The following is a 24,005-nucleotide window of genomic DNA, read 5'->3' as shown; positions in this document are numbered from 1 at the left end:
TCCTCTCAGTCTTAGTCTTGCTTAAGCATTGGCATTTTGATGCCCTTCTCTTTTGCTGTTTTAATCGCAATCTCATACCCTGCATCGGCATGACGCACAACGCCCATTCCAGGGTCAGTCGTTAATACACGTTCTAAGCGAATTTCCGCATCCTTTGTACCATCTGCAACAATTACCATACCGGAATGTTGAGAGTAACCCATGCCAACCCCGCCGCCATGGTGTAAGGAAACCCAGCTCGCGCCGCCAACAGCATTAATCATCGCATTTAAAATTGGCCAGTCAGAAACGGCATCACTTCCGTCTCTCATGGCTTCAGTTTCACGGTTTGGTGAAGCAACAGAGCCTGCATCTAGATGATCACGACCAATAACGATTGGTGCTGAAACTTCTCCAGAAGCAACCATATCATTGATAATCTTTCCAAAACGAGCACGGTCACCGTATCCAAGCCAGCAAATCCGAGCTGGAAGGCCTTGGAAGCTGATTTTTTCTTGGGCCATCTTCACCCATTTACAAAGATGTTCGTCATCTTTATACTCACGTAGCAAGGCTTCATCAATTTTGCGAATATCTTCTGGATCACCCGAGAGTGCTGCCCAGCGGAATGGACCTTTTCCTTCGCAGAATAATGGACGGATATAGGCGGGAACGAAACCAGGGAAATCAAATGCATTTTCCACACCTTCATCCTTCGCTACTTGACGAATGTTGTTACCGTAGTCAAACGTTACCGCACCTTTTTGTTGCATAGTAAGCATTGACTTCACATGTACAGCCATGCTTTGTTTTGAAAGTTCTACATACTTAGTTGGATTTTCTTTTCGTAATGTTGCCGCTTCTTCTAATGTAAAACCAACTGGAACATATCCATTGAGCGGGTCGTGTGCAGATGTTTGATCCGTTAATACATCTGGATTAAAGCCTTTTTCAATCATGATTGGTAAAATTTCAGCTGCATTACCTAATAAACCAATCGATAATGCTTTACCTGCAACCTTTGCTTCTTGAGCCATTTTTAATGCTTCCTCAAGGTCATTTGTTTTAATATCAAGGTAAGCGGTTTCAATACGGCGGTCGATTCTTGTCTCGTCCACATCAATTGCGATACATACCCCATCGTTCATTGTTACGGATAAAGGCTGTGCTCCACCCATGCCGCCTAGACCTGCTGTTAGAGTGATGGTGTGTTTCAATGTTCCTCCGAATTCCTGACGGGCAAGCTCGGCAAATGTTTCATACGTTCCCTGGACAATTCCTTGGCTGCCGATATAAATCCAGCTGCCAGCTGTCATTTGCCCATACATCATCAAGCCCTTTTTATCTAACTCGTGGAAATGCTCCCAATTCGCCCAAGCCGGAACCAAATTGGAGTTGGCGAGTAACACGCGCGGTGCATCCTTATGCGATTTCCAAACAGCCACTGGCTTACCAGATTGAATCATTAACGTTTCGTCATTCTCCAATTCTAGGAGCGTTTTCACGATGGCATCATAAGACTCCCAGTTCCGAGCGGCCTTACCAATTCCGCCATAAACGACTAAATCCTCCGGTCTTTCGGCAACCTCTTGATCGAGATTGTTCATCAGCATGCGCAGTGCCGCCTCCTGGATCCAGCCCTTTGCATGTAATTCGGTACCTTTATAATTTTTAATGATTCTTGATTTCGCAGTGTTTGTTTCCATTGTTTCCACTCCCTTTTTGTTTTAGGTATATTTTTATTATAAAAATAAAATCTTCTGAAAAATACGAATGGAACATTAGATAATAGCTAATATTTATCGTTTGAACCAGATTTTTTTTAGATAGTTCGTCCTTATAACTATAATATCTTTATAAATTAGATATTATCTTTAGGTTTTATTACATAAAAAATAACCCAATCACTTTCCGGATGGGTCCAATTCTGGCTTTATTTTAAGGAACACAAACAAAGTATTAATTTTTATTTTGGAGGGCGGTATGTGCCCTGTGTTCTTCATCTTTTTTTACAAAAATATCATATTGTGTTTGATCCTTAAACCCAGCGTCATTGTGAAAATTCACAGGAGTTTTGATTTTATATTTTACTCCTGCAGCATTTAACTTAGCAATAATCATAAAATATTGATCATGTCCAAACGCCGTGTAAACCAGCTGCCATTTTCTATTAATAAAAAGTTGAAGTAATGAAATGAACAGGAAAAATAAAACCAAGATAATGATTACTGTCTTCATTTTTTCCCACATCTCCCCTCATAAATTAACAAAAATCAGTCTGTTTCCCTCTCGCTTTTAAACATATTCGCTTTATTCATACGAAATTCTCTCGGTGAAGTACCTACTAATTCCTTAAACATCCGGCTAAAATAATTAGAATTTTGATAGCCTGCAAGGTTTGAAATTTCTTTAATTGATTTGTTCGTTTCAATCAGTAAGCGTTTTGCTTCCTTCATTCTTATTGCCGTCAATACATCTGTAAAGCTTGAACCGGTTTTAGTGTTCATCATATGGCTGAAATAGGAAGGATTTCGGTCAACATACAGCGCCACATCTTCGAGCCTGAGCGAACTATTGGAAAAATGAGTTTCCATAAATGATATGCCACGTTCAATCGGATCTTGATTATTTCTGGTGCTATTCTCTGCACCTATAAACAATTTTTGAATAAATAAGATGAGATTTTGAACAGTACGGTAAAGGACCTTATCGTACAAAATTGAATTGAAAATATAACGGTACTCCAGTTCATAGCTTTGGTTCTCGTCTAAGCTATTGGTCTTCATAAATCTTCTAACCTGGGCGAGGATACTCGTAAGCTGGATTCTAACCAATCCTGGATCAGGAAATGGTTCTTGTAATTGTAAAAATTCCTCGTACAGCCACTTCTTTATTTTTTCTAAATCGGTATTAGTCAGCATGTCGACCCATGCTCTCTGTTCAGGAGGGGCTAAAAAAGGGTCAATATGTACCCATTCTGGTGAGCTTTCAAATTCAGCTACTTGGCGATAGCCTTTATAATAGGTGAACTCCAGCATTTTTCGGGTTTGGAAGTATTGTTGATTCAAGCTCATTGCCGAAGAATTTCTTTTATGGACAACGATGGCAAGAGGGTCAGAAAATTCCTCCTCCCATTTTCGCATTGCTTTTTGACACTGCTCTGTTAACTGATGTCCCGTTTCCTTAAACAAAATCACAACCATATCGTCCATTGCGAATATACCTTGGACACCCTTGAAAGGAAATTCTCTTAAGAAAGAATGCAATGAACTTATCTTACCTATACCTTCTGTTTGAAAAGCCGCTAGATGAAATTTTTCTGATAAAGATGGTTGAGAAATAAATAAAGCTTCATATGATATTTCCATATATGTTTTGGGACTAAGGATTCCGTCTGCCTGATTTTTGGTTCCAAGTTTTCGTGAGGATTTATGGAAAGAAGATGTAACCTTGGTTGCCGACAAAGGTTTAATCATTAAATCTAACGCTTGCATGTCAATGGCAAGTCGAGCTTTTTCAAAGGTTCCTTCTGCGGAAGTTAACAGTAAGACCGGATCATAGATCTGCATCAGGTCACGGAAGGTTGTCCAATCCTCCTTGGAGATCATATCAAGTTCGATTAAGACAACGTCTGGCCTTTCTTGTTCAAACCTAACGACAAATTCCTGGTAATTTGAAGCCAATAATATGTTTGTGACAGGAATGGATGACGTTTTCAACAGCCATTTCAATCCCTCACGTTCATTCAAATCGCGATCGGCAATCAACCACTTTCCTTCCATCGTGATGTCCCTCTTTCTTTCGTATTAATTTTTAAAACGATAGGCTGTACTCATAATACTTAATTTCTTCGAGGCCAATACTACGCCTTTTTTCCCCGATTGGAGAAAATAATACCGAAAACCAGGCTAATTATAATAGCCATTAAAAAAATAGTTCCTGTTGATATCGACAGAAAATTGATGATCATTCCGTAGCTTTTACTAACTAGACTTAACATAATTCCCTTAAAAAATGGTGTGTAAATGATGAGATAAGGGACGAGCACTAAAGGAACTGCCAGCCAATAGTGACCTATTACATATTTGGTCAATAGAAAAGAAATGATTGCAAACAATACAGCAAATCCGTAAACAAACCAATTGATGTATTGGAGAGCACGTTCTGGCTGGTCCAAAAAAGCTAATATATTGAGGCATACAACCCAAATGATTGCAAAAATAATTGAAAGAACCTGTGTTTTAAACAAAAATTTCATAAAAAAATCCATCCTCAAATCAAAATAAAATAGTTAACTCCACAATACCCCAAACCAAAAACCCTGTCCATTTAGATAGTCTAAACAAAGAAAAAAGGACAAAATGGTCAATCGACCTTTTTGTCCTTTTTTCTTTCAACATCTTAACCTACATTTAAGCCGAAGTCTGTTGCGATGCGTGCTAGTCCACCTTGGTAGCCAGAACCTACGGCAGAGAATTTCCACTCACCATTGTGTCGGTATAATTCACCTACAATGATGGCGGTTTCAACGGAGAAATCCTCCCCTAAATCATAGCGAATGATTTCTTGGTTTGAATCTTCGTTTACGATTCGGCAGAATGCATTAGAAACCTGTCCAAAATTCTGACCGCGCGCTTCTGCATCATGAATCGTAATAACAAACGAGATTTTCTCCACTTGAGAAGGAACAGTGCTAAGGTTAACTTTTACTTGCTCATCATCCCCGTCACCTTCTCCCGTGCGGTTATCACCTGTATGTACCACGGAACCATTTCCGCCCTCTAACTGATTGTAAAACACAAAATCCTTTTCAGAAGTCACTTTTCCATTTGCTCCTAATAAGAATATACTTGCATCTAAATCGAAATCTTTCCCGCCGTCATAACGATTTGTATCCCAGCCAAGACCGACAACTACTTTCGTTAAACCAGGATTTGTTTTTGTTAAATCAACCTTTTGCCCTTTAGACAATGAAATAGCCATAAAAACACCCTTTCTAATTTTATTATTTTATATCACCTTCTATTATAAATAGAAAGTTCATAACAATCGAATCCTACCAAGAATTATTTACCTTACGAACATAATTAAATCAGTAAAATTACAACACTTTCCTTAAGTTTACAAAAATAAGGAATATTTTTCTACCCTTATTTACTCACTCCAATATAATCAAATAGTTTCTGCTCAACTGGTTTTGAGGAGTGAAAAATGGTTAAAATAAGAAAGTCAAATCTAATTAACAAAGTTTGTGCTATAATGAACTGTTAGCAAAACGGGGACACCGTTTATTTTAAGCAAGGAGCGATTTTCTTAATGATAAAAATTGAAATACCTAATCCTGATATAGTGATTACGAAAAAGAACCAAGTTGGAGAAAAAATTGAGGCGCCGCTAAGCAGCGTTTATGGATTTACTGATTACAATAAAATCCCTAGAGACAAAGGCGGGATTATTCTATTTTCAAACGCAAATGACGAATTACTATTTGTTGGAAAAGCAAGGAAGTTACGCCCTCGCGTAAAAAGACATTTTGAAGATACTGTTTCGCCGATCAAATTACATCGAGATGAAGTTTATAGAATTGCAGTATGTGTTGTGGAAGATCCGATGGAGAGAGAAATCTATGAAACCTTTATCATTAATACCTTACATGCAAAATACAATATCGATAAAGTTTTTTATAAATAAACTTTCCTAATAGAGAAAAGAGCGGGTAGATACAAAAAACCTGCTCTTTTCTTTTTTTGCTTATTTATTTAACTAATATCGCCATATTTCAGAATCATTTCCTTCTCAATATGACTTGCTCGAATTCCAAACCTTGGTTTGACTACTTCCACCTCTTCACCAAGTAAAATCTTGATGGCTTGATAAGGCAAGTTAATCCCTGACAAGCAACTAATGTGCATTCCCCCGCTCATTCGCGGATTAATCTCCAACAGTTTCGGCACACCATTGTTGTTATATTTTACCTGAATATTGAATACATAAGGCAATCTGAACTCGTGATGAAAATCATGTGCTAATTTAATGAGTTCCGACTGTTCCACAAGCTCCCTGACTCGTCCATCCCCCTTCATTCGAGGAATAGCAGCATACAACTTTTCATGGGACGATAAACAATCAATACTATATTCTCTGCCTTCTAGAAATTCCAACACCATTAAGTCAGGGAAGGTATCTTGCTGGCTCAAAATTTCGCAGGCATGGGCATAGGGAATACGGAAACCAATTCCATGATTGAAAAACTGGTCAATGGACACAATTTGGTCTATTATGACCCGAAATCCATTGGCACCTTCACCAATCACTGGTTTAAAACAAACCGTATGGCCTTTTTCCTTTAGTTTTTCATACGCCCTCTTAAAATCTTCAAGATTATTGACGACATAATAGTCCGGTATCAAAAATCCTGCTGCTCCTTTGGATAAAAGTTGATAGGTATCTGCTTTATTATCCATTGTCTCCATCAACTTTGCTTCAGGGCAAACTAGTACTTTAACACCCAAAGCCTCAAACTCATTAAGCCTTTTTGAGATGAGGACATTTTCTTTCCTTGGGACAAAAATATCGATCCCATGCTTCTGACAAAATTCAAGACAAAAACCAATATATTCTTCACCAGATATATCTGGCTCGACAAAGGCGTAATCACAATTTTGTAAATAAAGGGCATCTTTGTTCGGATGTGTCCCATAAATGATAAAATTCCGCTTATCTCCATTGAACCGGATCATATCAATATAATGGGAAACCGTTGTAAACCATCTGTTAAACCAAATTTTCATTTAAATCCTCTTCCTTATTGTATTAAGACCTCTTTCATTATAGTCATTGTTTCTTGTTTTTATAAGCAAAATTTGACAAAAAATTCATATTCCAATGTGGGACATCGAATAAATTGTCTATAAGCCCTTAAAAAACAACAAAAAAACGTTCTGCAAAAGCAGAAACGCTCTCATTCCATTTTCAAGTTAATAACCTGATACTAAACAAGACTTTTTATATTATTTAATTTGGACGCAAATTCCTTGATGGCCTCATAATCTAAATTGGATTGATCAATGGTTGCACCGCTCACTTTTTTTACAATTTGTTTTTCTAGAAAGTTCATTTCAGATATGAGAAATTCTCCGCCAAATAACCCCATTGCGGCGGAATTTTTGCGCAATTCTTGTGGAAAGGCATTATTAAATTGCTCGATGGCGGTCTCGCCATCATACATGCAGCAAAGGAAAAGACCGACGTCTTTTTCCAAAAGTGTTTCTAGGTTGTTTCTTATAAATTGTTTTATTTTTCGTTGAATATTCCCTGCATGAATCGAGCCGCCAATGATAACGGTATCAAAATTTGACAGATCGAACTTTTCTTTGTCCCGCTTCAAATCCACTGCTAAAACTTTCCCTTCAAGACTTTCACTTAAAAATCTTACTGCTTTTTCTGTAGTACCATGAGACGAGCAATACACAATTAAACTTTTCATGTCAATTACCCCTCCTTCATATTACATTACAAAAAAAAACGCCACATTTACTTGCAAACGTGTAGGGTATGAAGATTTAATCTCATTATATAACTAAATTCAATCCCCGCCTGTGGTAATATTGGCAATATTATTACAATTAAACAAAGGTACAACATGGTGTCAGGCACCGCCTTCTTAAATAAAGAAGAAGAAGGCTCTCCATTAGAGCCTTCCAGATTGTAGACAAAAGGCATTCGAATGAGCCCATTCGGATGCCTTTTTATTGGATTTTTGCTCATAAGAGCAAAATTTAGACCTACCTTTGACTATTATTACGCCAATTCTGGACCTTTCCACGTCCAGCTGGCCATCTTTTTCAAGTTCATGGCAGCAAAAGTAAGCATCGCTTGCATGGACAATTTTTTTAAGCCTCTTAAGGTTGTCCAACGCATACCATGCTTTTCCTTAGCATCCGCAAAGACCCGTTCAATCGTTTCTTTACGTCTTGCGTAAATGCTTTTATTTTCTTGTGTGTGACGAAGATGATCGGCTTCTTCTATGTAATGTTCCCAAACATGTCGCTCAATCAATTTTTTATGTTCTTTACTCTGCGTGCATTCTGAAAGTAAAGGACAATTTTGGCACTCAAACGGATTAGAGAAGTATTGACGCTTTCCATTCTTCGTCGTCGTTGCATATTTCAGTATTTGTCCTTGCGGACAGATATAACAATCGTAGTATTCATCATAAATATACTCATGTTTTTTCATATAACCGTCCTTCGTACGAGGTCGTGTATATGGTAATGCAGGAGTCATATCATTTTCAATTACGAATTGAGCAATAGCAGGTGTTTTGTATCCAGCATCAGCAGCAACAGCTTCAGGTTTCCCGTGTTTTTCAATGACCTTCTCAAGTAGTGGCTCGAAAATGACGCTATCATGGATATTCCCCGGGGTTACAATTGCACCCAAAACAAAACCATTTCGATCCGAAGCCGCATGAAATGAATATGCGAACTGTTTCGTTCGCTCATCCTTTACGTAATAACCACTTTCTGGGTCAGTGGTACTTTCTTTAATTTCCTTTAATTCTTCTTTTTCAAATTTATCTGGAGGAAATGGCTTTTTTCCGTGATCATCCCGGTCTTTATTAATCTCTTCTTGTAGACGTGTTTCATAAACCTTCGATTCCTTTCGAACTACTTTCTTTTCAAATTTACGCTTATTTGCACTAGCTTTAACATGTGTAGAATCAATAAATACGTGCTCGCTACTAATCAATTTCTTTTCTGAGGCTTCCTTTAAAATACGATAGAATATCTGTTCAAATAAATCAGTATCCTTAAAGCGTCGCTCGTAGTTTTTACCAAACGTTGAAAAGTGAGGTACCTTATCATAAAAACCAAAGCCGAGAAACCAACGATATGCCATATTCGTTTCGATTTCTGCAATGGTTTGACGCATAGAGCGAATACCGAAGGTATATTGAATGAAAGCCATCTTTATCAATACCACAGGGTCAATACTCGGACGTCCCCGTTCAGATGAGTACATATCTTGAACAAGTGAATAGATAAATGAAAAATCAATAGCAGCTTCTATCTTACGAACCAAGTGGTTCGCGGGTACAACTTGTTCTAAAGCTATCATTTCTATTTGATCACGATTCATCTGTGTATTTTTAGTTAGCATTTCATCCACCTCATCTATATGTCTGTATCTTAATTATACAAAGGACTGATTTAAAGGTCATTATTGATTTTAAAACTTGTTGATTGGAGCGGAAGGCGCGAAGACTCCTGCGGGAGTACGGAGCAGGGGAGACCCCGCAGGCGCTTAAGCGCCGAGGAGGCTCCCCGCTACGCCCGCGGAAAGCGAAGCGCCTGGAGCGCAAATCAACAAACAATTTAACAAAGACATAAAAAAGACTGCCGGCAAACCCAAGTTTTTCGGATTTGTCGACAGTCTGGAAGGCTCTCCATTAGAGCCTTCTTCCTTTTTAGTGATTATGCTGTTTGGATGCACCTCTAACCAAATAGACACGTTCAGGACGGCCCACCGATCCGTAAGCTAAATCTGCTGCAATTTTTTCCTCTGACATGAGATGTTCAAGATACCTTCTTGCTGTTGTCCTGCTTACGCCTATTTCTTTGGCGACAAATTCTGCTGTTAATCCGAAGTCGACTTTCGACAGGACATCCAAAACCTTTTCAAGTGTAAGCGGATCAATTCCCTTCGGCAAATAAGCTTTCTCGCTAAGGGATCGATCAATTTCTTTTCGCAGCAGCTTGTCCACCTGTTTTTGGGTGACATGAAGATTTTCATTCCTCAATTCAACTAGCTTGGTATGAAATTCCTGATACCTAAGCAATGATTGTTTGAATCTCTCGAAAATCACTGGTTTAATGATATAATCAAACACACCTATACTAATTGCCTCTTGAACCTTATGAATCTCTTTTGTGGCTGTAATCATGATTACATCCATTTGTTTATTTTGCTGCTTTGTTTCTTTAAGTAAATCAATTCCATTCATGTCTGGAAAATATACATCCAGCAAGAGAAGGTCTGGCTGTAGTAGATCAATATAGGTCTTTGCTTCTTGATAACTTGCCGCAATTCCTATCGTTTGAAAACCAGCAATCTGTTCAATAAATCGTTTTTGAATTTCTGCAATTCGTAAGTCATCCTCAACAATTAACACTTCTATATCCGGGTTCTGCTTCATTCAAACACCCCCTGCTTTTTGGTATCGCTACTGTGAAAATGGTCCCTGCTCCTTCATTCGAGGAAAAGGTGATATATCCCCCTAAGTCCTTTATGGCTTTCTTAACAAGACTTAACCCAATCCCCGCATTGCTTTGACGGTTTTTCGTTGAAAATCCATCTTGAAAAATTTGTTCACTAAGGATCGGGTCAATGCCTTTGCCGTTATCTTCTATTTCAATAATCAATTCTTTTCCCAGGTCAGTTAAAAACAAAGAAACTCTTTTTTCTTCCTTACCATTTTCTCTTACAGCATCGAAGGCATTATTGACAAGGTTACCTATAATTGTGACTAACGTATCCCTACTGATTTCCGCTGGAACATCCATAAAGCTGCTCTCTCGGTCTATTGTAAAATTGATTTTTAACTCGCTCGATAAACTGACCTTACCTAAAATAAAACCGGCAATGATCGGGTCAGGAATTTCCTTCATTAGGAAGCTTATGAAACCTTGCGCGACATCCACTTCCCTTGAAATAAAATCAATCGCTTCTTTATAAGAACCAAGCTGAATCAAGCCAAGAAGTGTGTAAAGACGATTGGAATATTCATGTGTCTGTGCCCTTAGTCCTTCAGCATATGCTTTTACATGGGACAATTCCTGAATCAGATTGGAAAGCTCTGACTTGTTTCTGAAGCTAGCAACTGCTCCAATTACTTCTCCCTTTTTATTAAAAATAGGAATACGATTAACCAAAAATACCTCTCCAAAAATGGCAAATTCCCGATCATACTCCGCAAGACCCGTTCGAACAACTTCATATAGATGCGTATTTTCAAGTACATCTTCAATTCTTTTTCCACGGAGAAGGACCTCTTTCGGAACATTAAGAAATTTATGTGCGGTTTCATTGACTACAGTTATTCGCCCATTCGTATCGACAGCGATAATTCCTTCATGGATGGATTCTAATATGGCATGTTTCTCCTGGTACATCCAAGCTATTTCTTTTGGTTCTAGTCCGAAAATCGCTCTCTTAATATTTAAGGAGATTAATAATGCGGCTAGTAATCCTCCCAGTAATATAATCATTGTTACCATAAAGATTTTTCTTCTAATCTTTGAAACTTCTTTATTAATATCCGTTTGAAGATATCCTACTGAAACCACTCCAATAACTTCGCCATCACTAAATATGGGTGCTTTTCCTCTCAAGGAAGGCCCAAGGGTTCCAATCGATTCTGAGATAACCGATTCTCCTTTAAAGACTCGATCATTATCTCCGCCAACCATTTTTTGTCCTAATCGGTTCGGGTCTGGATGTGAATAGCGAATCTCCTTTCGATTCCCGATAACAATAAATTCCGCTCCAACCTGTTTTCTAATTTTTTCTGCGATCGGTTGTATACTAGCAGCAGGATTGGAACTAGAAAAGGCTTTTTGAATATCTGGCATATTTGAGATGGACTGTGCCACCGATAAGGCCTTCGTCCCTTTTTCGTGCTTAAGATTGGATTCCATAATATTTTTAAAAGTTATTTCAAAAACCCCGCCAATTAGGAGGATTAATATAAAAATACCTAACATTAATTTCGTATGTAATCGCATACAAACACCTCTACATTTATCATATAGAAAAAAACCCCTTAAAAAAAGGGGTTTTTTGCAATAATCAGAACTTTAAAAAGATTATCCTTCTTCGTTAATAACGACATTTTTTCCTCTCATCTTCATTATGACCGGAATAACCAACCAAAGAACGGTCATAATTAAGAAACTTAATGAGATAGGACGTGTGAAAAAGGGTCCAAAATCTCCATTTGAAATCGTTAAGGCTCTTCGCAGGTTATTCTCAATCATTGGACCTAGTACAAGTCCTAACACCAATGGTGCAATCGGGTAATCATGTTTATTAAGAAAGTAGCCAACTAAACCGCATCCTAATAGAAGCAACAGATCATTAATCGAAACTTGAACCGCATAAACTCCGAAAATAGAGATGGCAATAATGATTGGAATCAAATATTGCTTGGGTGTCTGAATGATTTTTGCAAATACCTTAACAAGCGGGAGGTTGAGTATTAACAGCATGATATTTCCAATAAACATACTCGCAATCAACCCCCATGCAACCTGGGGATGATCTTCGAATAATAACGGACCTGGCTGTACGTTATACATCATCAGTGCCCCCATCAGGATGGCAGTTGTGCCGGAGCCCGGAATTCCTAATGTTAACAATGGGATCATCGCTCCACCTGATGCGGCATTATTCGCAGATTCTGGTGCTGCCACACCAGCAATCGCTCCAGTTCCAAATTTTGAGGGGTCTTTGGAGATCTTCTTTTCTAAAATGTAAGAAAAAAAGGATGCTAGAGTAGCCCCTGCTCCGGGTAAAATCCCGATAAAAAAACCTAAGATGGATCCTCTGGCGATCGGTCCAGCCGATTCTTTCAACTCTTCTTTTGAAGGCAGTAAATTATTAATCTTTGCCATTTGTGTATCTTCTTCATCTTTTTCTAAGATTGTCTTAAACACCTCGCCAAGGGCAAACAAACCTACGGCAATGGTCAAGAATTCAATCCCTTGGTATAACCAAGGGATATCAAAGGTAAAACGGCCTATCCCAGAAACATTGTCAATTCCGATCGTAGCAAGGAGCAGCCCACTTACCGTCATAATTAAGGCTTTCGTAACGGACTTTCCTGCCAATCCGCTAACAGCGCCTAGTCCTAAGAGCATCAGAGAGAAATATTCAGCAGGACCAAATTTAAGTGCTAGATTTGACAATGGTTCCGCTAAGGCAATTAGTGCGACCAACGTGAAGATTCCAGCCACAAACGACCCAATTGCCGCAATCGATAACGCACTACCCGCTCGTCCTTTCTTTGCCATCTGATAACCATCTAATGTTGTCACTACTGACGATGACTCGCCAGGAGTATTTAATAGAATAGAAGTGGTTGATCCACCATACATGGCTCCGTAGTAGACACCAGCGAGTAGAATGATGGCACTAGTTGCGGCTTGTTCAGGAGGAAGTCCTCCCGTAATGGAAGCGGTAACAGGAATAAGCAAAGCAACGCCGCTCATCGGACCAATCCCCGGTAACACCCCAACGGCTGTCCCAATCAAAACTCCAACAAATGCAAAAAGTAAATTATACCAAATAAGTGCCGAACCGAATCCGTGCATCAAATAATCAAGAGTATTCATTACATATCCCCCTTTCCTTCCAAGAAACATGGTGCCTGACACCATAACTTAATTGACTAAAACCAAATTGGCCAGCCTGGAAGCGTTCCTTTTAATATTTCGACAAATATGAAATAGACAAGGCCCGAAAAACATCCAGCGATTATTAGTGAGGTCAGCCATTTAGCACGTTCCATTGTCTGAAAGCAGACAAAAAGAAATAAAAATGTTGTGATCACATAACCAACTGATTCTAGCGTCAAAATATAGATTAATGTGGCTGCCAATATGATTAAAAAAGGCTTATACTGCAATTTTTCTTTTTTCTTTTCCTGCGTTTTTCCATTAAAGGTTTCATAAAATAAGCGAATACTTAAGATCGTCAGCAAAACCCCCAGAAAAAATGGAAAAATATCTGGACCGACTACACTTCCATACGAAGAGCTTGCAATACTTCTGCTTCCGATAATAAATAGGACTCCTACAGCTAGAAACACTATAGCAGCGATGCGATCAAATTTAATGTCCATCCGCAATCCCCCCAATCCGTGCGTTTTTAAAATGAAAGGGAAGGAGAAAGTCGTTCCTTCCCTCTTGGATTACTTCTACTTCTACTTCTACTTCTACTTCTGCATTCCTAATGCTTCTAATAATTGTTGTACTTGTGATTCCTGATCTTCTAAAAACTTTTTAAAATCTGCCCCATTTTTATACTCTAATTCCCAGCCTTGTGTCTCGACTTCTTTTTTCCATTCAGATGATTGAACTAATTTATCAATGGTTTTTTCCCAATAACCTTTTGCTTCTTCGGACATTTTTTCTGGACCAAATACACCACGCCAAATCGTAAATTCTGCATCGACACCTTGTTCCTTCGCTGTTGGAACATCTTTAAAGTCACCTGATAAGCGTTCAGTGGATGTAATCGCCAGCACCCTTACTTTGCCAGCCTTAAGAAACTCTTTTACACTAGAGGCATCCGTCCCAATTACATCTGCGTTTCCTCCAAGTAATGCGGTAATCGCTTCGCCACCGCCATCATAGGAAACGTATTTAATTTTGGTTGGGTCAACCCCATATTTATAGGCTGGTAAAATGGAAACTAAATGATCCATCGAACCTGGTGCTGAGCCACCAGCAAAAGTCAACTTACTAGGATCCTTCTTTACTTCTTCCAAAACCGATTTTAAATCTTTAAATTTGGAATCGGCTTTAACAACTATTGCTCCATAGTCTTTCGTAAGTTGTGCTAATGGTGTGGTATTCTTATAACCGTACGGACTGTTTCCTTCTTTCTTTAAATTGTTGATAATAATCGGCGGTGAATTGACAAACAGCATGTCATTATTTTCCACTTGCTGGGTTGCATATTCGGCCATAAAAACTGCCCCTCCGCCCCCAGGCTTGTTCTCAACTGTTAGCGGCTGCTTAACTAGCTTTGTTTCATTTAACACTTTTGTAAACGAGCGGGCTGTTAAATCCCAGCCACCACCTGCTCCTGATGGTGCAATGACACTAATAGCCTTTGTTGGATAACCGGTTCCTTCCTCTTTTTTACTTGTACTCGCTGTTTCCTTACTGCTGCAAGCCCCCAAACTTAATGCCAATGCTCCTGCACACATTACTGCTGAAATTCTTTTGATAGAAAACATTTCATTTCCCCCTTTGTAAACGTTTTCTTAATTTTACAAAAATTTTGAGGTTTTCATAGATTATTCATTTAAACAGCATTAAAAACTTAACTACCATTTTGTTCATAAAGTTCATAGGTTGAATTATTGTTATCAACACGTGAAAGAACTCCTGATTCAGGATCTCAGGAGTTCTCAGATTTTCGTTTATAACTTGGACCCAATATCTGGCCAAGGTATGCTTAAAAAAATTATTGGAAGGTTTTCTTTAGGTAATTCCCTATTTCACTTACAGCCTTTTTCGCTTCAGGTAAAGTATCACCACTAATTTGCCAGACATGCCACATCTTGTCCCATACTTTAAAAGTGACATCAACACCTGCATGACGTGCTTGTGTGGCGAGCAATTCTGCATCGCTTTGCAAGATCTCATGATTCCCTGCTTGGATGAATAATGGCGGAAGCCCGGTCAAGTCTGCAAAGACAGGTGATACGAGCGGATGGTTGAGGGAATTCTCATTCCCCGCATACATTAGTGCTGCATCCCTTACACCTTGCACACTTAAATAGGGATCAACTTCCTTGTTTTTACGGTAACTTTCCCCGCTGCTGGTTAAATCGACCCAAGGAGAAAGACAAATAATGGCCGCCGGTAACGGTTCATTTTGATCCCTTAAGACCAAAGTGGCAGCAATGCTTAAGCCACCTCCTGCAGAATCTCCTGCCAAAATAATCTTGGAGGAATCATAACCTTGTCGCAATAGCCAGCGGTACACGGTAACAGCATCCTCGATTGCAGCTGGGAATGGATGCTCCGGTGCTAGACGATACTCCGGAAATAACACCTTTACACCCGCCGCTTTCCCAATTCGAGCCGCTAGTGGGCGGTGGGTATTGGCTGAGCAAAATGCATAACCACCACCGTGTAAATAAAGGATCACCCTATCTTCTAAGATGTCTTTGGAAGTAAGCCACTCAGCGTACAAGCCTTCAATTTCAAGTTGCTCAACCTGGCAGTTTTTTGGGAGTTTTCCCAGTTTTCTTGCAGCCGTGTCGAGCATCTGCCGCTGTTCATCCTTCGCCAGGTCTGATATCCCCTTCTTTAATGCTCTTTTTACCGAAAGTTTAATCCCTTTTTCAAAAAAATAGCTTCGGATACTTGGCATCTACTTACCCCCATTAATCCAGAATTTGCTAATATCATTATACTAGAAAAACCTTCTATTAAATCAATGCTTTCAACAATATTGTAAATATTCTGTAACCATTCTTCCATTTCCGCCTACCTGTAGTACAATTGTAGTAAGAGGTAGATATTTTCGGAGGTTTTCCAATTTATGAAACGACTGACTGACCATTTAATTATCATTTCATTTGATTGCCTTTCAGCCTTAGATTTTCCTAAGTTAAAAGAACTACCACACTTTCAAACCCTATTAAAAAATGGGACCTATGTAGAAAAAGTCGAATCCATTTACCCTTCCGTCACTTATCCTTGTCATGCAACGATTGTCACTGGTAATTATCCGAACCGCCACGGTGTAATTAATAACACACTTCTACAGCCAGGCATGGTTTCTCCTGATTGGAACTGGTTCAGAAATTGTATTCGAGGAACAACCTTGTATGACGAAGTAAGAAAGGCAAATATGACTACAGCTGCTTTATTATGGCCAGTAACAGCCAAAGCAAAAATTGACTATAATATGCCCGAAATTTTTGCGAACCGCCCTTGGCATAATCAAATTCTTGTTTCACTGATGAGTGGAAGTCCCCGCTTTCAGTGGGATCTAAATAAACGTTACGGGCATATCCGAAAAGGCCTTAGTCAACCGGAATTGGATGACTTCGTCTTGGAGTCAACCGTCGATACCATTAAAACCAAGAAGCCGAATTTATTGATGGTCCACTTTACGGATTTAGATACCCAGCGGCATTACCATGGTTTTTCTTCGGAGGAAGCACTCGCGGCAATCGACCGCCACAATAGCCGACTTGGCAGAATTATCGAGGCCTTAAAGGAAAGCGGTATCTATGAGAATTCCACTGTGGTTGCACTAGGTGATCATAGTGCATTAGATGAAAATAAAGCCGTCAACCTAAATGTTCTTTTTCATGACCGAAATCTGATCACCACTTATGGAAAAGGAAAAATAATTAATTGGAAGGCATATTGTAAAAGTTGTGATGGCTCTGCATATATTTACATTAAAGACAAACAAGATTTCGCCACACAGGATACCGTAAGACGATTGCTAGATTCCTTACATGTTGATCCTAAAAACGGGATTGAAAACGTTCTCACAGGGGAACAAGCGGCTGAAAAAGGCGCAGATGGAACATGTTCCTTTATGGTTGAAGCCCAAAGAGGATTTTTCTTTTTAGAAGACTTCGAAGGGGAGTTCATCAAAACGATCACGAAGGAGGACGTAAACGCGGATCATAAATACACCTTGGCCTGTCATGGCTATTCACCTGAGAAAGAAAATTATGGAACCATTTTTATGGCAGCTGGAAAAGGGATAAAATCAATCACCCTGCCTTCTATCCGTCTCATTGATGAAGGTCCAACATTTGCAAGGCTTCTAGGAGTAAATTTAGGCCAGACAGATGGAAGGACGATAGAAGAAATGTTGAAGAATGAAAAGGGGGAAAATCTATGAGTCGGATGTCAAAGCAAGAAAAGAGCTGGGCGTTATATGATTGGGCAAACTCTGCTTATTCGATCCTAATCACAACCGCAATCTTTCCGCTTTATTTTAAAGCAGCAGCTACCGAGGCGGGACTTGAAGCTTCCACTTCCACTGCCTATTGGGGCTATGCTAATTCGTTTGCCACCCTGCTTATATCGATTTGTGCACCTATTTTAGGAAGTATTGGGGATTTCAAGGGGTTTAAGAAACGATTTTTTACCTTTTTCTTTTCATTAGGAATTGTATTTACCTTGCTGCTTGCTGTCGTACCTAGTAATCAATGGCTATTTTTATTAATTTGTTACATGATTACCGTGATTGGTTTTGGCGGAACAAATATTTTCTATGATGCTTTTCTTGTCGATGTAACGACTGAGGAGAGGATGAACCAGATTTCATCAAAAGGCTATGCAATGGGGTATATCGGAAGTACAATCCCCTTTATTATCAGCATTGCTCTGATTATATTATCGCAGCAAAACATCCTCCCAATATCTGTTACGGTTGCAAGTAAAGCGGCTTTTGCGATTACCGCCTTATGGTGGGGCTTATTCACGATTCCGATGCTAAAAAATGTCAAACAGGTTTATTATAAAGAATCCGTTCCAAATCCCATTTCCAATGGCTTTAAACAGCTTGTTAAAACATTTAGGAAGATTAAATTGTACCGTCCACTGTTTCTGTTTTTAATTGCCTATTTCTTTTATATTGACGGAGTGAATACGATTATTACCATGTCTACAGCATACGGATCTGACCTAGGAATAACTTCCACTAACCTACTCATTATCTTGTTTGCGACACAAGTAGTTGCTGCACCATTCGCGATTTTATTTGGAAAGCTTGCCGATAAATTTAAAGGCAAAACGATGCTGCTAGTTGGAATTTTTGTTTATATCATCATTTGTACGTATGCTTATTTCTTAAAAACTACGTTAGATTTTTGGATTTTGGCGATGCTCGTTGCCTCCTCCCAAGGTGGAATCCAGGCCCTAAGCCGCTCCTACTTTGCGAAACTAGTTCCAAAAGAAAACGCCAATGAGTTCTTTGGCTTCTATAGTATTTTTTATAAATTTGCAGCTATTTTAGGGCCATTCCTTGTTGGATTCACCGCACAGATAACCGGAAATACCAACAGCGGTGTGTTTAGCTTAATTGTTCTTTTCATCATTGGAGGCATCCTCCTCCTTCGCGTACCGGAGTCAACCTCCATATCACAATCAAATTCTATTTCTCAATAAAAATTTCAAGACCTCATCTTGAGGTCTATTTTTTTTACTAAAATGGTGCCTGACACCAATAATCTTTCAAAATTTCTATATAAAATTAAAACCGATTTTCTTGTAAATTCGTTTATTTATGTATAGGGATCAGGAAATGAACAGGAGGACTGCCTTTTTTATGCAAAAATTGAGTGATGCCGAGTTAATGCTTTTAATTAAAGTTAAGCATCGTCCGGCTTTAGAAGAATTATATGACCGCTATATTAAACTGGTATACTCCTTCGTTATCAAATCAACAAAGGATGCAGACAAAGCTAGAGTGATTGTACAAACTGTCTTTACACGAGTATGGACGACGGAGACCGGTTATAACCCGGAAAAGGGACATTTCGTCAATTGGCTTCTAACAATCACTCGTAATATCACGATTGATCATCACCGCAAGGAAAAAAAGGAACAAGCAATCGTCTCAATAGACCAAGAACAATTGGAGCAGATTCCCGGTCATCAATCCTCCAATCCCGCAGAGATTTTATCACGCAAGCTCGTCCGAGAACAAATACAGAAAGCCTATCAATATCTATCAAAAAATCAAATCGAACTAATCCAGTGGTTATATTGGGAAGGATACACGCTTAGTGAAATTGCAGAAATGAATAAGGAACCAATCGGCACAATAAAAAGCAGGCTGCATCAGACTCTGAAGGTTTTGCGGAAACACGTTGTCGTGGAAATGGGGGAATGAAAATATGAGTTTAAATAGCAACTGTTCATTTTCCAATGAATTAGTCTCTTACTTGATAAGTGAAACTACTAACGAAGAACGGATTAGGATGGAAAGGCACCTTTTGAATTGTTCGTCTTGTCAAAAAGACATACAAGATCTGCAGGAGGCGTGGACTATGCTCCCTTATGAATTAGATGAAGTGGAGGTACCTGTTGATTTAAAGGATGAAGTGATGAACGCCATCTTCCCTCCTGAAAACACTTCCCAGACTGTGATTGTAAGGAATAATCAAAATGGATCAAAAAAGAAATTAGTCCGAATTCGCTCCTCTCTTTATGGATTGGCTGCCGCCGCTCTCCTCTTTTGCTTTGGAGGAGTCATTTGGAACAATATAAATCTCCGAGATCAGGTAACAGAATTAACGGAACAAACGCAAACTCCAGCCGAGGTTATCCAGGTATACGCGTTAAAAACAGCAAATCCTGCAGGAGATTCTGCTCAAGGGCAGGCATTAATTTACAAGCAAGGAGATAAAAAACAGCTTGTTTTTCAGGCCCAAGGACTGGCGAATACCAAGGGCTCTGAGGCTTATCAAGTGTGGCTCATTGATGATGGAAACAGAAAAAGTGCCGGGACCTTCCATGTGGATAAAGAGGGCAATGGCTACCTGACCTACCAATTGAACAAGGAAATATCTTTTGATGCGATAGGAATTTCACTCGAACCAGATGCCAATGGAACCCAACCACGTGGCAAAAAGGTTCTAGGAACATAAATGAAGAAAGCCCATGAATCTCAGACTGAGAATCATGGGCTTTTTATTTAAGTATAAGTTTCTTATTGCTTATTTATTAATACTTTCCGTTGGTGATGTAATAAACCAACCTACAGGTGCAGCTCCGACCGGATGAGTTAACGTTCTTCCATCGATCACTGATTGTGCATTGTTATTTGCAATCGTCCCATCACCTTTGAAATTGTAGTAAATACTTCCCTTGTTAATATCCTTATCTTTAAAGCTGAACGTGAGTTGTTTATTATTAAATCTATCTATTATCTGACCGGTCTCTAAATCTATGACTCTAAACGCGAAATTCATGATCACGGTTTCTCCAGAAGGAGCCACCTTTTGGAATTTACTATTATCCCCTTCAAGCACTTGAAACGTGACGTCGTGGGTAAAAGCTCCTTCGGGAATTTGAATTTTAATTCCGCTGTGACTTAGTTTTGCAGCTGCCCCTGCCTCAATCTTCCTTTCTGCGACCACTTTAGAAAATCCCAGTAGTGTAAAATCTGTTGCTGCGAATGCAACTGCACCAAACAAAAACATCGACATAATTGACATCCCAAGTAATACTTTTAAACGCTTTTTCATTTACATGCAACTCCTTCATTCTTATTGGTTCTTCGTTAAAGGTAACGAGGATAAATCCCAATCGGTTTGAAGGAAATTCAAATTTTATTATTTATTCTGCTTTTTTCGTAAATCATGTTGTTATCACTCAAGGGGAGCCTCATCAAAATGATATTTAGTATAAAATTACACCCGATTTTGGGCATTTATGATTTATTTAACGACTTATCCCATTCATGGGCGAATTTTTGAGGTTTACGGGCGAATCTGAGGGCTTTATGAGCGAATTTTTGGGTTTTATGGGCGAATCTAGTGCTTCTATGGGCGAATTTAAGAATCTACAATCTTTTGGAAAGAGCGCGTTTATTTTTTACTTTTTATAAAGTGAACGATTGTCCCACCAATAATGGAACCAATCGCAACGGATCCAAACATCATAAAATAGATTCTCTCAGCTAAATCACCCATTCCTTCACCTGGATAAAATACCGCCTTCGCACCCATTATGATTGTTGCTGCTAAAAAGAATACCGCTGGGATCCAGTTTACCAATCTAGAATCTATTTTCATTAATATGAATGGAATGACCATCCCAATAAGAACTAACCCACAGAAAAACATGTGCACCCACCCTTCCTTGTAAATATTATATTCACCTTTTGAATGGAACGTTCTTTAAAGATGGTGTATCCCAAATAAAAAAAGCCGGAAAGTATACTAATATTAGTACCTTTCCAGCAAGAGATTGCTTAGATTTACCTATTTCATATTAATGAAAGTTAGTACATTGACAATTACCAAATTTTTACAATGTCCTAAAACTACTTAACTGTTACCGCCACATTTGTTAACTTTCCACCAGAAGTAGAGACCAGTGTGAGAGTTCCCCCTTGAACTATGGACTTGGCTGAATTAATAGTAGTGAAAGTAAAAGCCCCTCTGTTATTTACATTCACACTTGTGAGCAAGTTTGCTGGGACTGCATCACCAATATAAATGGAAACTTTTACACCTGGCCCAAATATATCTGACGTTCCATTAATAGTCCATCTTTTACCAATTTTTCTATATTCTGCAGTGGTGACGGTCAGTTTATCGGGTTGAGTGGAAATTGTAACTTCATCAGTTGATTTCTTACCTTCTGCCCCAATTGCAGTAAGTTCAAAAGTCAGGTTCTCCATTTTTTTCGGAGCCGTAAAAGTTGGTTTAGCTGGATTCGTTAAATTTAGTGTAACATTCGTACCTCCTGTCTGTTTCCAGGTGTATGTGGTTGCATCTGTTGAGGTACTGCCATCTAGCGTGACAACAGTATTTTGTTTCACACTTTGATCGGCACCTGCATTTGCGACAGGTGTAGGAACTGGGTCTGGGATTGGATCTGGGTCTGGTTCTGGGCTAGTTACAATTACCTTGACCGTGCTCATTGAAGTTCCAGCTGGCCCTGTAAGGGTTAATTTAAATAAAAACTCTCCACCCTCGGCAGGCGCCTTGAAAGTAGGGTTTAACGTATTTGCACCAGTTAATTCAACTTTTGGCGCCACAGGTGAAACTTGTTCCCAAAGGATCGAAGTTACTTCACCCCCAGTATTTGCACCCTGAAGTGTTACATCACTGCCTGGTTGCACTGTCTGTTCCGTTCCTGCATTCGCAACAGGTGCAGGTGCTACCGGAACATCCGTAATGGTAACAGGCACAGTAACAGTACCATTTTTAGAAGAGGTGACTGTTATATTAGGTGGAACATAAGATGGATTTTTCATCGTCAATCCCTCTTGAGGTACCGTTTGCTTGAAACCTGATACCGTAAGGATCGGTGATGCAACTTGATCACTCGATGCTGCGGTAATGACTAAAGTTTTTGAATTGACTTCATAAGTTGCAGTTGCGGTGATTTTGTCGACAGGTGTTATCGTTTTGACACTGTCTGGATTATCACTTGTATTCGTTACTGTAATATTCGGTGTGGTTCCGCTAAACGCAACACGAGTAAAATATTGCCCGCTTGAACCCTCCATTACAACTGGATCAATTCCTACTCCTTTAACTTCGATGGTTTGAGCTTTTTCTTCTTCTGTAGAGGCAAAAACATCTATCGTTCCTCCATCTGTTGTACGGCTATATGTAGCCCGAGCTATATCCACACCTGCTGTTGTGGCCTTTTTCCCCATTAAACTAAATAAATCTGTTTGGATACAGTTGTCACTTTTTACTGGACATTGATTAGCTACAGGTGCACCTTTACCAATCCCTGGCCCTTCAATTTTGAACATGTTTTGATTATTGATACCACCGGTAATCTTATGGTCTACGTTCGGATCACCGATATAGCCTTCAGGTGCACCCTTATCCCATTCTAAAAAGGTACCAATACGGCTTTTCTTTGCAGCTTCAAATCCACCTGAAATACCAATGTCTTCTACAAATCTTACTTCACCTACAGTTGGTGTATCTTCATCCTCTTCTACTGCTACAAATTTATCGACACCATAGGGATGTGTGATCGTGTACTCTTTCCCTGTCACCAACCCATCAACCCTTAGACGGACCCTTCCGAATACGATTTGGTCACCATCTTGCGCGATCTCATTTGCCCATGCCGCTTCAAGTGCAAAGGTGGCTACAGCCCTGCCTCCATTCGGAAGGTCAATTGTAGAACTAGCCAGCTGATAAAAGGCTTCAACTGGAAAATTACCATTTTTTAATGAAATGGGTGCGGCTGGATTAGGTATTTCTGCGGGATCCAAAGCACATAATGGATCATTTACATCTAAACAAAGCTGCAGTCGAGTACCTTTTGAATCCTTATACCAGACTGGATATCCATTATCTTCGTGGATTGGACCGACCTTGGCTAATCTAGGGAAATCCATTGGAACAGTTTCAGCCTCTGCCCAAAATATACTACCACTTAACGTGATCAAAACGGTTAACGTAACAAGGAATAACCGCTTGATTGCTGACTTTCTTCTGTTGGAAATTTTCTGTTTTGCATTTTTAATCTTTCGAGATTCCATTTTTTGCAGCC

Annotated in this window: 22 protein-coding genes; 5 read left to right on the top strand and 17 right to left on the bottom strand. The window is 39.3% G+C overall.

Going from position 1 to position 24,005, the window contains the following annotated elements; all coding sequences use genetic code 11:
• Window positions 1-11: 11 nt before the first annotated feature.
• The 5 genes from hutU to CCK98_RS13060 form a co-directional block, all read right to left on the bottom strand.
• Window positions 12-1,685 carry a urocanate hydratase gene (hutU, locus tag CCK98_RS13080; RefSeq protein ID WP_088086995.1) on the bottom strand — a complete coding sequence of 558 codons (1,674 nt, stop codon included), beginning with the start codon at window positions 1,683-1,685 and terminating at the stop codon, window positions 12-14.
• A gap of 253 nt (window positions 1,686-1,938) precedes the next feature.
• The gene (locus CCK98_RS13075; protein WP_142292150.1) at window positions 1,939-2,217 is read right to left on the bottom strand and encodes a hypothetical protein; all 279 of its coding nucleotides are present in this window, start codon (window positions 2,215-2,217) and stop codon (window positions 1,939-1,941) included.
• Between the two features lie 35 nt (window positions 2,218-2,252).
• Window positions 2,253-3,761, bottom strand: coding sequence for a helix-turn-helix domain-containing protein (locus tag CCK98_RS13070; protein ID WP_088086993.1), 1,509 nt, complete (start codon window positions 3,759-3,761; stop codon window positions 2,253-2,255).
• Window positions 3,762-3,841: 80 nt separating this feature from the next.
• Entirely contained in the window at window positions 3,842-4,237 is a 396-nt protein-coding gene (locus CCK98_RS13065) for a hypothetical protein (protein ID WP_088086992.1), read from the bottom strand.
• 143 nt (window positions 4,238-4,380) lie between these two features.
• Window positions 4,381-4,962 (bottom strand): TerD family protein, encoded by a 582-nt coding sequence (locus tag CCK98_RS13060; RefSeq protein ID WP_088086991.1) that lies wholly within the window; start codon window positions 4,960-4,962, stop codon window positions 4,381-4,383.
• Between the two features lie 333 nt (window positions 4,963-5,295).
• Between CCK98_RS13060 and CCK98_RS13055 the strand changes: the two genes are divergently transcribed.
• Entirely contained in the window at window positions 5,296-5,670 is a 375-nt protein-coding gene (locus CCK98_RS13055; protein ID WP_088086990.1) for a nucleotide excision repair endonuclease, read from the top strand.
• Between the two features lie 68 nt (window positions 5,671-5,738).
• Here the strand turns inward: CCK98_RS13055 and CCK98_RS13050 are convergent, their stop codons facing one another.
• From CCK98_RS13050 to CCK98_RS13010, 9 genes are all read right to left on the bottom strand, one after another.
• Complete coding sequence (locus tag CCK98_RS13050; protein ID WP_088086989.1) at window positions 5,739-6,770, bottom strand: ATP-grasp domain-containing protein; 1,032 nt, start codon at window positions 6,768-6,770, stop codon at window positions 5,739-5,741.
• A 200-nt stretch (window positions 6,771-6,970) separates the two neighbouring features.
• Window positions 6,971-7,465 (bottom strand): flavodoxin domain-containing protein, encoded by a 495-nt coding sequence (locus CCK98_RS13045; RefSeq protein WP_088086988.1) that lies wholly within the window; start codon window positions 7,463-7,465, stop codon window positions 6,971-6,973.
• Between the two features lie 314 nt (window positions 7,466-7,779).
• On the bottom strand, window positions 7,780-9,141 hold the full coding sequence (locus CCK98_RS13040) for an IS1182 family transposase (protein WP_088085959.1): 1,362 nt from the start codon (window positions 9,139-9,141) through the stop codon (window positions 7,780-7,782).
• A 307-nt stretch (window positions 9,142-9,448) separates the two neighbouring features.
• Entirely contained in the window at window positions 9,449-10,177 is a 729-nt protein-coding gene (locus tag CCK98_RS13035; protein WP_088086987.1) for a response regulator, read from the bottom strand.
• Window positions 10,140-11,765: a sensor histidine kinase gene (locus CCK98_RS13030; RefSeq protein ID WP_088086986.1), complete on the bottom strand. Its 1,626-nt coding sequence runs from the start codon at window positions 11,763-11,765 to the stop codon at window positions 10,140-10,142. Before CCK98_RS13030 ends, CCK98_RS13035 begins: the two co-directional genes overlap by 38 nt.
• Window positions 11,766-11,846: 81 nt before the next feature.
• Complete coding sequence (locus CCK98_RS13025) at window positions 11,847-13,373, bottom strand: tripartite tricarboxylate transporter permease (RefSeq protein ID WP_088086985.1); 1,527 nt, start codon at window positions 13,371-13,373, stop codon at window positions 11,847-11,849.
• A gap of 56 nt (window positions 13,374-13,429) precedes the next feature.
• Window positions 13,430-13,882, bottom strand: a complete 453-nt coding sequence (locus CCK98_RS13020) for a tripartite tricarboxylate transporter TctB family protein (protein ID WP_088086984.1) — start codon at window positions 13,880-13,882, stop codon at window positions 13,430-13,432.
• A gap of 93 nt (window positions 13,883-13,975) precedes the next feature.
• On the bottom strand, window positions 13,976-15,004 hold the full coding sequence (locus tag CCK98_RS13015) for a tripartite tricarboxylate transporter substrate binding protein (RefSeq protein WP_088086983.1): 1,029 nt from the start codon (window positions 15,002-15,004) through the stop codon (window positions 13,976-13,978).
• Window positions 15,005-15,234: 230 nt separating this feature from the next.
• Window positions 15,235-16,149, bottom strand: a complete 915-nt coding sequence (locus CCK98_RS13010; protein ID WP_088086982.1) for an alpha/beta hydrolase — start codon at window positions 16,147-16,149, stop codon at window positions 15,235-15,237.
• 171 nt (window positions 16,150-16,320) lie between these two features.
• Here CCK98_RS13010 and CCK98_RS13005 point away from each other — a divergent pair, with 171 nt between their 5' ends.
• The 4 genes from CCK98_RS13005 (at window position 16,321) to CCK98_RS12990 (ending at window position 20,401) form a co-directional block, all read left to right on the top strand.
• A complete protein-coding gene (locus CCK98_RS13005) occupies window positions 16,321-17,646 on the top strand; it encodes an ectonucleotide pyrophosphatase/phosphodiesterase (protein WP_088086981.1) in 1,326 nt (441 codons plus the stop codon).
• Window positions 17,643-18,917 carry an MFS transporter gene (locus CCK98_RS13000; protein ID WP_088086980.1) on the top strand — a complete coding sequence of 425 codons (1,275 nt, stop codon included), beginning with the start codon at window positions 17,643-17,645 and terminating at the stop codon, window positions 18,915-18,917. The genes CCK98_RS13005 and CCK98_RS13000 overlap by 4 nt, the downstream gene beginning before the upstream one ends.
• Window positions 18,918-19,077: 160 nt before the next feature.
• Window positions 19,078-19,644, top strand: coding sequence for an RNA polymerase sigma factor (locus CCK98_RS12995; protein WP_088086979.1), 567 nt, complete (start codon window positions 19,078-19,080; stop codon window positions 19,642-19,644).
• Between the two features lie 157 nt (window positions 19,645-19,801).
• The gene (locus tag CCK98_RS12990; RefSeq protein WP_179195790.1) at window positions 19,802-20,401 is read left to right on the top strand and encodes an anti-sigma factor; all 600 of its coding nucleotides are present in this window, start codon (window positions 19,802-19,804) and stop codon (window positions 20,399-20,401) included.
• 69 nt (window positions 20,402-20,470) lie between these two features.
• Here CCK98_RS12990 and CCK98_RS12985 read toward each other — a convergent pair whose 3' ends face one another.
• The 3 genes from CCK98_RS12985 to CCK98_RS12975 all read right to left on the bottom strand — a co-directional run bounded on the left by CCK98_RS12985 (window position 20,471) and on the right by CCK98_RS12975 (window position 23,994).
• On the bottom strand, window positions 20,471-21,001 hold the full coding sequence (locus CCK98_RS12985) for a hypothetical protein (protein ID WP_088086977.1): 531 nt from the start codon (window positions 20,999-21,001) through the stop codon (window positions 20,471-20,473).
• 342 nt (window positions 21,002-21,343) lie between these two features.
• A complete protein-coding gene (locus tag CCK98_RS12980; RefSeq protein WP_088086976.1) occupies window positions 21,344-21,601 on the bottom strand; it encodes a hypothetical protein in 258 nt (85 codons plus the stop codon).
• 200 nt (window positions 21,602-21,801) lie between these two features.
• Complete coding sequence (locus CCK98_RS12975) at window positions 21,802-23,994, bottom strand: IPT/TIG domain protein (protein WP_088086975.1); 2,193 nt, start codon at window positions 23,992-23,994, stop codon at window positions 21,802-21,804.
• Window positions 23,995-24,005: the final 11 nt, after the last annotated feature.

This window comes from Bacillus sp. OV166 (assembly GCF_900177675.1).
Lineage (GTDB): Bacteria > Bacillota > Bacilli > Bacillales > Cytobacillaceae > Neobacillus.
Note: the sequence above shows the minus strand (reverse complement) of the source record. Positions and strands in the feature narration are given on the sequence as shown.